Genomic DNA, 12669 nt, shown 5'->3' with positions numbered 1-12669 from the left:
CACCGCATGACACGCCCCAACCGGCCGACGAGAGAGCGGAAACCTCCGCCCACCCGGCTCGCGCTGCTCGCGGCGCTGCTGCTGGCCGCCGGCTTCGCCGCCTGGTCGTCCGCCGACTGGTACGCGGCCGCCCATGACGAGCGGGTCGCCTACAGCCGCCAGCGGGACGCCGCCCTGGACGCGGCGGAACAGGGGGTGCGCAACCTCAACACCCTGGACCACGCGGAGCTGGAGCAGGGTCTCGCGCTGTGGGAGGAGTCGGCCACCGGCGAGCTGCTGAAGGAACTGAAGGGCAGCAGGGCGGAGTTCACCCGGCAGGTGCGCTCGGCACGGACCGCGACCAGCGCCCGGGTGCTCTCGGGCGCGCTCACCGAACTGGACGACCGAGCGGGCCGGGCCAGGGCCATGGTCGCCGTGCGCATCACGGTCCGCACCCCTGACCGGAAGTCCGCCGTCAAGGACAGCCGGATGCTCACCGAGCTCACCCGGACGGGCGGCGGCTGGAAGCTGAGCGCCCTGGGTCAGGCGCCCCTCGGCGACCCGGGCACCACCGGTGGCGAGGCTCCGGACGAGGAAGCGGGGAGCCGCTGATGTCGACCACCCGCCATCTGGTCAACCGCAGACGCCGCATCGACCGGCTCGACCGGCCCGACCGGCCCAGTCGGCACGACGGCCGCCCCGCCGAGGCCGGGCCCACCACGTCCCGTAAGCCCCTGCCCCGTACGCCCACGTCCCCGCCACCCGCTGCCCGTACGCCCGGGCTCCTCAGCCGGGGCGAGTGGTGGACCTCCGCCCTGCTCGCCGCGGTGGTGCTCCTGCTCTGCCTGGGCGGCTACGCGGCCGTCCGGACCCGCGCCCTCGACGAGCGGCCGGTCCGCCACAACACCGCGCTCACCGACACCGCCGCCACCAGCCAGGTCAAGGGCGTGGTCGAGGCCGCGGTGCGGGACCTCTTCTCGTACCGCTACACCGACCCGGACCACGGGCGGACCGCCGCCGAGGACCGCCTCACCGGGGCGGCGGTGGGCCGGCACGCCGCGCTGATGAAGCAGATCCGCGCCCAGGGGCCCGCGCAGAAGCTGGTGCTCACCACCACGGTCACCGACAGCGGGGTCCAGGTCCTGGACGGGGACCGGGCGCGGCTCCTGGTCTTCGCCGACCAGGTCAGCACCCGTACCGGCAAGGACGGCGGCGACACCGTGGCGGCGGCCATGTTCGCGGTGGACGCCGTACGGCAGGCCGGCACCTGGCGGATCGCCCGTATCGACACCTTCCCGACCAAGGAGTAGGCCCCCATGACGAACCGATCCCTCGCGCGCACCGGCGGGCTGACCGCCCTGCTGGCCGTGGTCCTTGCCACCGGCGGGTGCGGCGGCTCCCCGCCCGAGCAGCAGCGGGAGCAGGCCCACGCCCAGGCACCCGCGCCCAGGCCCCAGGTGGAGTGGGCCGCCGGCGTCTGCCGCCATCTGGACACCGGTGGCGCCGAGCTCTCCGTACCGGAGCTGGACAAGAAGCGGCCGGACACCGCACGGCAGCAGTTGGTGACCTTCCTGACCACCGTGGACCAGCGGCTCGGCTCCGTGGAGAGTGCCATGAAGCGGGACGGCGCCCCGCCCGTCAGCGGGGGGCGGGCCGCGTTCGACAAGGCCATGGCCAATCTGGACGGCGTCCGCACCCGGCTGGCCGCCGCCACCGCCGACCTGGCGAAGGCCGAGGTCACCGACCAGGCCTCGCTGCGGCGCGCGATGCGGGAGGCCGGGGCGCCGCTGGAGACCCTCGGCGGCTATCAGGGCCCGGCGCACGACCTGAAGACGCAGGTCCCCGAGCTGAAGAAGGCGTTCGAGGGCAACCCCGACTGCGTCGGGTCCGACGGGACCGTCCCCCAGAGCGACTGAGCAGGCCGGGAAGGAGACCACGGACCATGCCTGAGAGAAGCCCCACCGCGACCGCGGAACGCGAGCCGTCCTCCGCACACGAGTCCGCCGACGGACCCGAGCCGCTGGACCGTTCCGATGCCCCGCCGCCGCCCGACGCGCCGCCGCCCGACGCGCCGCCGCCCGACGCGCCCCGGGACCAGCTGGCCGGCTTCACTCGCGCCCAGCGGATCGCCGCCGGTACGGCGACCGTGCTGGTGGCCCTCGCGCTGGTCCTGCACACCGCCGCGACCTTCTTCACCGTGTCCCCGGCGAACGCGGTGACCGACAGCCACGGCGACCGCATCCGCGCCTATATGGGCCCCGAGTTCAAGCAGAACTGGCAGCTGTTCTCGCCGGACATCACCCGCACCATGGACCATCTGTACGTCCGCTGCCGGCTGCGCGCCGCGGACGGCTCGGTCAGCACCACCGGCTGGACCGACCTCACCGCCGTGGACCTGGCCGAGCTGCGGGGAAACCTGGTGCCCAGCCGCTTCCGCCTCCAGCTCAACAACGCCTGGAGCGCGCTCGGCGGCAGCCATGACGCCGAGCAGCGCCCGCTGGGCCAGCGCGGTCTGGACAGCGAGCGGTACCTCAAGCGGCTGGCGCTCACCCGGACCCCCGCGCCGCCGCCGGGCTCGCGCACGGTGGGTGTGCAGTTCCGCGACATCGTCACCACGGTGCCCGCACCGCCCTGGCAGTCCGGGCAGACCACCCCCGACCCGTCGGTGCGCACCACACCCTGGTGGCCGGTGGAGCCGGCCGACCTCGCGGAAGGGCACCGGGCATGAGCGCCGTCCGGCGGGTCCTCAACTGGGCCTGCGATCCGCACCGCTGGCGCTATCAGAGCGCGGCCGTGCGCATCGGCATGGCGCTGAGCTGGCTGATCCTGCTGCTGCACGAGTTCCCCCGGCGCGGGTCGATCTGGGGCCCCAACGCCCCGTGGAGCTGGGAGCTGGCCCAGCGCCAACTGACGGAGTCGGGCGCCTTCAGTGTGCTGCTCTGGTGGCGCGGCGGGCTGTGGTTCGAGGTGTTCTACGGCCTGGCCGTGGCCGTCGCCGTGGCCCTGCTGCTGGGCTGGCGCACCCGCACCATGTCCTTCCTCTTCCTGATCTGCGTCCTCTCCCTCAGCCACCGCAACGAGTGGGTCCTCAACGCGGGCGACACCGTCTATCGGCTCACCGCGTGCTATCTGGTCCTGATGCGGCCCGGGCGGGTGTGGTCCCTGGACGCCCGGCGCGCCCGGCGCCCGGCCCGCCCCGACCGGACCGGCCCGGTGCTGTGGACCCTCGCCGGCCTGCTGCTGACGTACGCCACCCTGGGCGCGATGGTCACCGGCGGCTGGGCGCTGCTGCTCTGGCTGTACTGGCTGGCGCACGCGGTGCGCGCGATCGGGGCACGGCACGACGGGGTGCGCGGCACACTCGACCTGGTCGGCGACATCGTCCACAACGCGGCCGTGGTCATGCTGATGGTCCAGGTGTGCGTCGTCTACGCCACCGCGGGCTGGTACAAGATCCAGGGCCGCCAGTGGCAGGACGGCTCGGGGGTGTACTGGGGGCTCGGGCTGGACTGGCTGACGCCCTTCCCTGCCCTCACCCAGCTCATCACCGCGCACGCCCTGCTCGTCCTGGCGCTCTCCTACGGCACCGTCATCCTCCAGGTGGCCTTCCCCTTCGCCGTGTTCAACCGGCGCCTGAAGAACGTCATGCTGGCCCTGATGATCGCCGAACACATCGGCATCGGGGTCCTGATGGGGCTGTTCTCCTTCTCGCTGTCGATGATCGTGGCCGACCTGGTCTTCCTGCCCACCGGCTTTCTGCGGGGCGCCGAGGAGTACGGCCGGCGGGTTGTACGCCGGGCCCCCCGGCCGCCGAAGGTGCTCCGCCGCTCGCGCCCCGAGGCACCGGCCCGGGCGGCCACCTGAGGACGGAACCACCCGGCACAGCCGCGGGGGCGGGCCCTTGCCATCGGCAGGGCCCGCCCCCCGTTTCCTCCGTTCAGCACCGCCCTCGTTGCGGCACCGTCCGCCACTCACCCCTGCTTCATGGTGAGCTCCATGGTGTTGTCCGGTCCGCCGACCGCCGCGTTGATGGCGTCGTTGAAGAAGCCGCAGCCGGTCAGCGGCGGCAGGGTGTAGCTGCCCTTGAAGAGGCGGGGCTCGGCGGCCGTCGCCGCGAGGGAGAGCTCGACCGGAGCGGTGGTGCGGCAGCCGTCACCGCCCCCGACGGGCAGCCCGAAGAGCGTCACCTGCGGCACCGTCAGGACGGTCGGCTGGCGCAGGGTCTCGCCCCTGGTGTCCGAGTAGGTGCCGGAGGACTGGCCCTGCGGGGTGAAGCGGTAGGAGGCGGTGGCCGGCAGGAAGCCGAACAGGGGGAGCGGCCCACCGGTGGAGGTGAGGTGCAACTCGCCCCGCGTACTGCCCTCCTTGCCGCTCTGCGGGGTGTACGTGGCGGTGTAGCTGCCCTGCACCGGTGCGCTGCCGCCCGTCGCCTTGATCCCGGTGGAGCCGGCGGCGGTGTAGGCGCGGGTGGTCGGCCCCGGGGTCGGCGAGGTCGGGGAGGTCGGTGGTGTCGCGGGCACCACCTTGATGGTGTGCAGGGTGGTGTTCTGGCCGGGCGGGTCCAGGGTGCAGACCGACTCGAAGGTGTCGATGGCGGTCTTGTTCCCCTGGGCGTCGCGCGGGGTCAGCCTCAGCTGGAGCCCGGTCACCTCGAAGGCCACCGAGCCGGGCGAGCCGAAGGAGAGCGGCGGGGCCTGGCCGTCCGCCTCCACGGTGAACGGCGCGGGGGTGTCGGGGATACGGGTCTTGCGCAGGGTGTTGTCCACCGTGAGGCTGAGCGGTCCGTCGGGGGTGCGTACGGTGACGGCCGCGGACGCGGTGCCCTCCACGGTGACCCCGCCGACCGTGGCGAGCCCCTCGGCGGCCCGCCCGCTCACCGTGGAGACCGAGTGGATCCTCAGCGCGCCGGTGGAGGTGCCCACCGGGTTCTCGGCGGGCATGTCGGTGGAGATCTCGACCGTCACGGGATCGGCTTCCAGGAGGGGGAAGACGCAGCTGTACGTCTGCTTCAGCTGCACCGGCACCGCTCCCGCCGGGGCGGGCGCGACGAACGTGATGAGGCCGGCCAGGGCGCCGGCTGCCGCGAGCCCGCTCATGGCCTCGCGTCCGGCCGCCGTCTTACGCATGGGCATGACTGCCTCTCAGGGGTGTGGGGGTACGGGGACGGCCCCCGGCGCGGTGGGCCGGGGGCCGTCGTGGGTGGAACATGTACGCGGTGGCTCGGCTCAGCTCTTCTTGGCGAGCGTGAGGTCGATGGTGTTGCCGGGACCCGCGGTGAAGGCGCTGATCATGTCGTTCAGCCCACCGCAGCCCTGGAGCGCGGGCAGGGTGTACGTGCCCTTCAGCTTGCCGCCCTCCAGCGGCTTGAAGGGACCGTCCGACTTCAGGTCCACATCGGCCGGGGTGCCGGTCTTGCAGGTGTCACCGCCGCCGATGGGCAGTCCGAAGACGGCGACGCTGGGCAGCTTCACATACATCCGGGACTTGGTCGTGAGGTCACCGGCGGTGTTCAGGGTGCCGGTGGTCTTGCCGACCTGCTCGAAGGCGACGCTGGCGCTCGCCGGCAGGAACCCCAGCACGGTGAAGTTGCCGTTGGTGGGCTTGAGCGTCAGATCCGCGACATACGAGCCCTTGTCGATGTCGTAGTCCGCCTCGATCCCGCCGGACAGCGGCACGGTGCCGTTGGGCGCCTTGATGAAGGAGCTGCCGGTCAGGCCGTAGCTCAGGTGCACGGGGGCGCCCGGGCCGGTCGGGTTGGTGGTCGATCCCGTGGGGTTGGTGGTGGACCCGGTCGGGTTGGTGGTCGAGCCCGTCGGGTTGGTCGTGGACCCCGTGGGGTTGGTCGTGGCCCCGGTCGGGTTCGTGGTGGAGCCGGTGGGGTTGGTCGTGGACCCGGTCGGGTTCGTGGTGGACCCGGTGGGGTTGGTGGTGGACCCCGTCGGGTTGGTGGTCGAACCGCCGTCCGTCACCTTGAACTTGGCGAGCACCTTGTTGGCCGAGGTGAGCACGCACTTGGCGTCGAACGAGTCCTGCCCGGCGACCAGTTGGACCGGCTTCCCGGCGGCGTCCCGGGCGACGAGGTTGTGCAGGTCGATGCCGTTGACCTGGATGTCGCCGTCACCGGCCTTGTCGAAGGTCAGGGAGGGGGAGCGGCCCGCGGCGCTGACCGTGAACGGGGCGGCCGGGCTCGGGATGGCGGTCTTGCCGAAGGTGTTCTCCACCTTGATCCCGGTGAGCGGGCCCGACGGGGTGTTCACCGTGACATCGGCGGTGGCCGCGCCCTCCAGGGTCTTGGCCCCCACCAGGCCGAGACCCTGGGCCGCCCGCGCGCTGACCTCGGTGGGCGACTCGATCTGGAACGACGGCACCGGCTGGCCCACGCCGATGGAGGAGGGGATGTCCGCCTTGATGGTGACCTTGATCGGGTCCTCGTTGATCAGCGGGAAGGTGCAGGTGTAGTCCTGCTTGAGCTGGACCGGGTCGGCCGCGGCCGGGCTCGCCACGGACAGCGTCACCATCGCGGCGACCACGCCGGTGGCGCTGGTGAGGGCGAGGGCGGAGACCGTGCGGCGACTCCGCGTACTGCTTGCGCTCATGATCTGCCTCTCGTGAAATCGCCGGTGGGGAGCCGGGATTTCTGCAGGGGGAAGTGAGGGGAAGGTGCTGGGGGGAGTGCTTCCGGAGTGCTTCAGTGGTGTTACCCGAAGGGAAACTACTGAGGGGTAAGGGCCTGGGCAAGGGAAATGACAGGGCCGGACGCCCGGAAATTCATCATTGGCGGCCGATGATGAAAGCGCGCCTTTGCATTGTCACCCGAAGTCGTGTCCGGTCGTACGGGCGCGTGTGATACCGCACTTGGGCCCGGACCGCCTTGACCCTCTCCGCAGCGGATGCGTACGTTCCCGAAAACGCGGGACGTGACTTTCGGGAAACGAGGAAGTTGAGATGGCCCTGTATCGGACGGTCATGGTCGGCACGGACGGCTCCGACTCGTCGTACGCCGCGGTCGAGGGGGCGGCCCGGCTCGCCGCCGCCTTCGCCGCCGACCTCGTCGTCGCCTGCGCGTATCTGCCGATGCGCGGGACGGAGCTGGACCGGGCGCGGGACCAACTGGGCGAGGAGGCCCACCAGGTGGTGGGGTCCGCGCCGGCCGAGGACACCCTGCGCACCGCCCGGGACCGGGCCCGCGCCCAGGGCGCGATGAGGGTGCGCACGGTGGCGGTGCCGGGCGAGCCGGTCGCCGCCCTGGTGCGGACGGCGCGGGACTGCTCGGCCGACCTCCTGGTGGTCGGCAACCGGGGCCTGCGCTCCCTGACCGGGCGGATCCTCGGCTCCGTACCGTCGGATGTGGCCCGCCGGGCGGGTCTCGACGTGCTGATCGTGCACACCACATGAGCGCGGACGAGGCGGTGGGCCCGCTGGACGCCGACGTGCTGCGCCGGGCCGTGGAGGAGCTGCTGCTCGGCGGGGGCCGCGCCTGGACGCGGGCGGAGATCGCCGAGCGGTCCGGGGTGACCGCCGACCGTACCGAGCAGATCTGGCGGGCCCTGGGCTTCCCGGTGGCCGAGGACGGCGAGCGGGTGTTCACCGACGCCGATGTGGAGGCGCTGCGCGCGGGGGAGCGGCTGATCGAGGCCGGGCTGATCACCGAGGAGAGCGAGACGATGATGGCCCGTGCGCTGGGCCATCATCTGTCCCGGCTCGCCGAATGGCAGGTGGACACCCTCTGGGCCTGGCTGCGGCGCGACATGGGCGCCGCGCCGGACGGGGCGGGGCTGATCGACCGGGCCGCCGGGCTGCTGCCCGAGATGGAGCTGATGCAGCAGCACGTCTGGCGCCGGCACCTCGCGGCCTACGCGGGACGTGCGCTCACCGAGGCGGCCGGGGCCTTCGGCGGGGGCGCGGGGCACGAGGCCCCGCCCCCCACCGCGTACGACCCCGGTGCCGAGGTCACGGGTGCCGCGCCGGTGAACGGGGACCGGGAGTGGGGCGGTATCCGCGACCGGGCCGTGGGCTTCACCGACATGGTCGGCTACACCCGGATGAGCCGGGGACTCGACGGCGCCGAACTGGGCCGGGTCATCGACTGGTTCGAGAGCCTGACCGGGGGAGTGGTGGCCGACGGGCGGGGCCGGGTGGTGAAGACCATCGGTGACGAGGTCTTCTTCGTCTGCGACACGGCGTCCGACGCCGCCGACATCGCGCTGGAGATCACCGCGCGGGCCGAGCGGGAGCAGGGGCTGCCGCAGCTGCGGACCGGGCTCGCCCACGGTCCCGTCCTCAGCCGCTTCGGCGACCTGTTCGGGGCGGCGGTCAACATCGCGGCCCGGCTGACCGCGCTGGCCCGCCCCGACACCGTCCTGGTCGACACCGCGTTCGCCGGGGAACTGGCCGGCGGGACGGCGTACGACCTCCGGGCGCTGCGCCCGGTTCCGGTACGCGGCTACAGCCGGCTCCGCCCGGTCCTGCTCCGCCGCGCCCCCACCACCCCCACCCGGCGTCCCCGGTCATAGAGCGCAACCCCCCCCGGGCGCGGGGCCTCGGGTCCGCCCCGCCCCGGCCGCCCGCGCTCGTCGCCCCGCCCGCGCCCGCTGCCGCCCGGCGCCTACCCGGCCGCGACCCCGCCCCGCCGCGCGCCCCGGCGCCGTACCAGCCAGATCGCCGCGGCCGCCACCAGCACCGCGGCGATCAGCAGCAGCACCCCCCAACTGACCGTCCGGTAGCCGACGCTGGTGCTCTGCGCCAGCAGCCCGCCGGTGTCGCTCGCGGTCACCTCGACGCTGCCCCAGTCGACCAGCGGCGGCCCGCTCCACCGCTCCGAGACATGGACCCGCTGCCCCGGCAGCAGCTCGGCGGGCAGCCGGCGCGGCTCGGGGGTGAACGCGGTCCGCCCGAACAGCCCGCTGGCCCGCAGGCCCACCCGCGGCGACAGCATCACATTGCCGCTGTTGACCAGTTCGTACGAGATGACGGCCGTCCGCTCGCCGCCCGGGAACCACGGGGCCTCGTACGAGAAGCGGGCGTCGCGCACCTCCAGCGCCGGCTGCCGCTTCCCGCCGACCCGCAGATAGAGGCGCGCGCCGACCGCCTGGCGCACGGCCACCCCCTGCCGGGCGCTCGGCGAGAGCCGCTGGTCGACGGCGACGACCGCCCCCGGATGGTCGCCCGGCTGGGCGTCTCGCGGCACCCGCAGGGTCAGCCCCACGGTGGCCGTACCGCGCCCGGCGACCCGTACCGTGGAGCGGTCCAGCCGCGTCCAGGCGCCCACCCCCGACATCCGCTCACCCCGGTCGCGTACCGCGAACCCGCCGTCGCGCGGGGTGTTGTAGCCGTCGGCCGCGTAGAGGCGGAAGGTGACCGGGGTGTCCCGCAGATTGCGCACGGTCACCTTGTCGTGGAGGGTCCGGCCGGGGTCGGCGTCCAGCCGGAAGTAGGCGCGCTGCCCGGGCGGGCCGGCCGGGAAGACGGACCACTGCCCGTTGTCGGCGGCCTGTGCCGCGGGCGCGCCGAGCACCAGGGCGAACAGGGCGAGGGCGGCGGACACCGGCCGGTGCCACCGGGGCCGGGGTGGAGCGGACGGGAAGCGCACGGCGGTTGACCTCTCGGCAGGGGGGAGGGGACGGGAAGGGGCCGGCCGCACGGGGCGGCCGGCCCGAGGGGTGTCCCGGTGGACCGGGACGGCGCGGCTCAGGTCAGGGTGAGGGTGAGCACGGCCTTGTAGTCGCCCGCCGCCGCGTCGGCCGGGACACTCAGGTCCAGGCCGCCGTCGACGGTGAACTTCCCGCCGGTGGCCGCCCCGTCCGGGGCGCTGGCGAGGGTGGCGCCGGTGGTGCCGACCGGTCCCGCCGTGCCCGGGGCGCAGTTGCTCGCGGAGCCCGGAGCGGGGGTGCAGGACGGCTTCCAGCTGAGCTTGGACGCGGCGATCTTGCCACCCCCGGTGGCGGTGAAGTCGGTGACCTTGCCGGTCAGGGACCAGCCCTTGGTCCCGCCCCGCTGGTCGCTGACGGTCACCGTCTGGAGCTTGCCGGAGGAGGTGCCGCCCTTGCCCTGCTCCACCGCGGACAGCGCCACGTCCTGACCGGCCTGCGACATCGACAGGCTGCCGGTGCCGCTGCCCGGCTTGACCGTGGCGGTGAGGTTCTGGTCGGCGGAGGAGCCCGTGGGCGGCTTCGGGTTCACCGGGTCGGGGTTGGTGGGATCGGTGGTGTTCCCGCCCTTGGTGACGGTGAACGCGGCGAGGACCTTGTCCGACGAGGTCAGCTTGCACTCCACGTCGAACGTGTCCTGCCCGCTGACCAGCTGGATGGGCTTGCCGTTGGCGTCCCGCACGGTCATATGGTGCAGCCGGATCGAGTTGACCTCGATACGGCCGCTGCCGGGGGTGTTGAAGGTGAGGGACGGCGCCTTGCCCTTGGCCGGCACATGGAACTCGGCGGGCGGGCTCGGCACCGCGGTCTTCGCCACCGCGTTCTCGACCTTGACGCCGGTGAGCGGCCCGTCCGGGGTGAAGACGGTGACATCGGCGGTGGCCTGGCCCTCGATGCTCTTGCCGCCGACCAGGCCCATGCCCTGCGCGGCCCGCGCGCTCACCACGGTGTCCGTGTTCACCTCGAACGCGGGCGAGGGCTTGCCGGCCTCGATGGAGGTCGGGATGTCGGCCGTGATGGTCGCCGTGATCGGGTCGTTGTTGATCAGCGGGAAGACGCAGTCGTACTTCTGCACCAGCTTGACGGGGTCCGCGGCGGCCGGGCTCGCGGTGGCGAGGCCCAGCATGCCCGCGAACAGGCCGCCGGTGGCGAGCGCGGCGAGGACGGGCCTCGCCGCGCGCTTTCGGTGGGTACTCATGAGATGCCTCTCGTGAGTCACTCCGCCGCCGGCTTCCCGCGAAAGGCCGTGGAACGCCCGGGGAGGCAGGAGCGGGTGAAGGATGGGAAACGCGGAGAAGTCCGTGTTTCGGCTGCGTAACGTACTGGCGGGTAAGTCGGAGGGTCAAGGGGAGGGGAAATAATGGGGCCCGGTAATTCGGCTCTTTCTTTGACGCTGTCATGGGAGTGAGTAAAAGGGTCCGGGTATTTCTCACTCGCGGATGGCCGGGGGAGGAGGTTGTGCCCCGGTGACAAAAGGCCCGCGCCGACTGCTCACTCCGTTCGCAAAAGGCCTGCTGCCGCTATCCGTTCATTGACCCTGCGCTGTACGGCGGAGTAGCTTTTCAGGCCGGTATCCGGTTGCCCCTCGCTTTTCCCCGCCTGGTCGACTGCCCCGGTCGGCTGCCCTTGTCGACCGCTCTGTCGGTGCGTACGCCGATGACCGGTCCGTTCCGACATCCGCCGGCGAGGGGCGCACCGGTCCGCGAGCCGCCGTCCCCCACCGTGCCGCCGCCACCGCGTCCGCTCATCCCAGGAGGCCGATCCATGTCCGCTCCCCCCAGGCGCCGCCGCGCCCGGACCGTCCTCGCACTGCCCCTCGCCGGGGCGCTCGGCCTCGCCGGCGCGCTCGTCCCGCCGGCCGCCCAGGCCGCCCCGTCCGCTCCGGTGACGGCCGCCCCCCTGCCCGCCGACGACTTCTACGTACCGCCCAGCCCGCTGCCGGCCGGCCGGCCCGGCGACGTCATCCGCTCCCGCAAGGTCGAACTGCCCCAGCCCACCCCCAACCGGCTGGCCGACACCTGGCAGTTGATGTACCTGTCGACGGACGCCCTCGGCCGCCCCGACGCGGTGACCGGCACCGTCCTGGTCCCGAAGGGCCGCAACCCCGCCACCCTCCCGGTCATCGGCTGGGGCCCCGGCACCCAGGGACCCGCCTTCCGCTGCGCCGCCTCCCGGATGATGGCCAGGGGGGCGCTGTACGAGCAGTGGGTCGTCAACGACATGCTGGCCCGGGGCTACGCGGTCGCCGTCACCGACTACGAGGGCTACCGCCCGGACCCCGAGACCACCTATGTGGTCGGCAAGTCCATGGGACCCGCGCTCATCGACGCCGTACGGGCCGCGCAGCGGCTGCCCGCCACCGGGCTGTCCCCGGACGCCAAGGTCGTCTTCCGCGGCTACTCGCAGGGCGGCGGCGCCGCGCTGTGGGCGGGGGAGACCCAGCCCGCCTACGCGCCCGAGCTGAACGTGCGCGGTGTCGTCGCCGGCGGGGTCCCCGGCAGCCTGGTGGACGTGGCGCTGCCCCTCAACGGCGGCCCCGGCTCGGGCTTCCTGCTCGACGCCCTCATCGGCCTCGACCACGCCTACCCCGAACTGAAGCTGGACGACGCCCTCAACGACGCCGGCCGCACCGTCGTGGCCGACCTGGAGAGGAACGCCTGCGCCCTGGACCTGCTCACCACCTACGGCGGCAGGTCGCTCTCCGACCTCACCACCCGCAGCCCGCTGGCCGACCCGGCCTGGCAGAAGCGCTACACCGAGAACACCCTCGGCGGCTCCACCCGGTTGACGGTCCCGGTGTACCTCTACCACGCCACCAAGGACAGCCTGGTCGACGCCGGCCAGGGCGCCCGGCTGCGCGCCGCCCTGTGCAGGCTCGGCGCCAACGTGACCTGGAAGGCGTACGACACCGACGGCCTCGCCCCGGTCAAGGACCATATGTGGCCCATCCAGGCCGGCAACGCCGAGGCCGCGGCGTTCCTCGCCGACCGCCTCGCGGACCAGCCCGCCACCCCCAACTGCTGACCGCACCCCCGTCCCCCGG

At 73.3% G+C, this 12669-nt stretch carries 12 protein-coding genes; 8 read left to right on the top strand and 4 right to left on the bottom strand.

The window, feature by feature from the left end:
- Positions 1-6 precede the first annotated feature (6 nt).
- The 5 genes from M1O15_RS25205 to M1O15_RS25185 are packed head-to-tail and all read left to right on the top strand — an operon-like array spanning position 7 to position 3843.
- The gene (locus M1O15_RS25205) at positions 7-591 is read left to right on the top strand and encodes an Rv1363c family protein (RefSeq protein WP_248636449.1); all 585 of its coding nucleotides are present in this window, start codon (positions 7-9) and stop codon (positions 589-591) included.
- Positions 591-1289 (top strand): type 1 periplasmic-binding domain-containing protein, encoded by a 699-nt coding sequence (locus tag M1O15_RS25200; protein WP_248636448.1) that lies wholly within the window; start codon positions 591-593, stop codon positions 1287-1289. The genes M1O15_RS25205 and M1O15_RS25200 overlap by 1 nt, the downstream gene beginning before the upstream one ends.
- Before the next feature lie 6 nt (positions 1290-1295).
- On the top strand, positions 1296-1895 hold the full coding sequence (locus M1O15_RS25195) for a hypothetical protein (RefSeq protein ID WP_248636447.1): 600 nt from the start codon (positions 1296-1298) through the stop codon (positions 1893-1895).
- Positions 1896-1921: 26 nt separating this feature from the next.
- Positions 1922-2707, top strand: coding sequence for a DUF5819 family protein (locus tag M1O15_RS25190; protein WP_248636446.1), 786 nt, complete (start codon positions 1922-1924; stop codon positions 2705-2707).
- Positions 2704-3843, top strand: a complete 1140-nt coding sequence (locus M1O15_RS25185; protein ID WP_248636445.1) for an HTTM domain-containing protein — start codon at positions 2704-2706, stop codon at positions 3841-3843. Before M1O15_RS25190 ends, M1O15_RS25185 begins: the two co-directional genes overlap by 4 nt.
- Before the next feature lie 107 nt (positions 3844-3950).
- On the opposite strand, the gene M1O15_RS25180 is transcribed toward M1O15_RS25185, so the two are convergent.
- Positions 3951-5111 (bottom strand): DUF6801 domain-containing protein, encoded by a 1161-nt coding sequence (locus M1O15_RS25180; RefSeq protein ID WP_248636444.1) that lies wholly within the window; start codon positions 5109-5111, stop codon positions 3951-3953.
- Positions 5112-5204: 93 nt separating this feature from the next.
- Positions 5205-6575, bottom strand: coding sequence for a DUF6801 domain-containing protein (locus M1O15_RS25175; protein WP_248636443.1), 1371 nt, complete (start codon positions 6573-6575; stop codon positions 5205-5207).
- Positions 6576-6924: 349 nt separating this feature from the next.
- Here M1O15_RS25175 and M1O15_RS25170 point away from each other — a divergent pair, with 349 nt between their 5' ends.
- Both M1O15_RS25170 and M1O15_RS25165 read left to right on the top strand, forming a co-directional pair.
- Complete coding sequence (locus tag M1O15_RS25170; RefSeq protein WP_248636442.1) at positions 6925-7374, top strand: universal stress protein; 450 nt, start codon at positions 6925-6927, stop codon at positions 7372-7374.
- On the top strand, positions 7371-8492 hold the full coding sequence (locus M1O15_RS25165) for an adenylate/guanylate cyclase domain-containing protein (RefSeq protein ID WP_248636441.1): 1122 nt from the start codon (positions 7371-7373) through the stop codon (positions 8490-8492). Before M1O15_RS25170 ends, M1O15_RS25165 begins: the two co-directional genes overlap by 4 nt.
- 92 nt (positions 8493-8584) lie before the next feature.
- Here M1O15_RS25165 and M1O15_RS25160 read toward each other — a convergent pair whose 3' ends face one another.
- On the bottom strand, positions 8585-9523 hold the full coding sequence (locus M1O15_RS25160; protein ID WP_248636440.1) for a COG1470 family protein: 939 nt from the start codon (positions 9521-9523) through the stop codon (positions 8585-8587).
- Positions 9524-9666: 143 nt separating this feature from the next.
- Positions 9667-10824 carry a DUF6801 domain-containing protein gene (locus M1O15_RS25155; protein WP_248636439.1) on the bottom strand — a complete coding sequence of 386 codons (1158 nt, stop codon included), beginning with the start codon at positions 10822-10824 and terminating at the stop codon, positions 9667-9669.
- 566 nt (positions 10825-11390) lie between these two features.
- On the opposite strand from M1O15_RS25155, the gene M1O15_RS25150 reads away from it, so the two are divergent.
- Entirely contained in the window at positions 11391-12650 is a 1260-nt protein-coding gene (locus tag M1O15_RS25150) for a lipase family protein (RefSeq protein WP_248636438.1), read from the top strand.
- Positions 12651-12669 lie beyond the last annotated feature (19 nt).

Origin of the sequence: Streptomyces lichenis (assembly GCF_023218175.1) — a bacterium.
Classification (GTDB): Bacteria; Actinomycetota; Actinomycetes; order Streptomycetales; family Streptomycetaceae; genus Streptomyces; species Streptomyces lichenis.
Note: the sequence above shows the minus strand (reverse complement) of the source record. Positions and strands in the feature narration are given on the sequence as shown.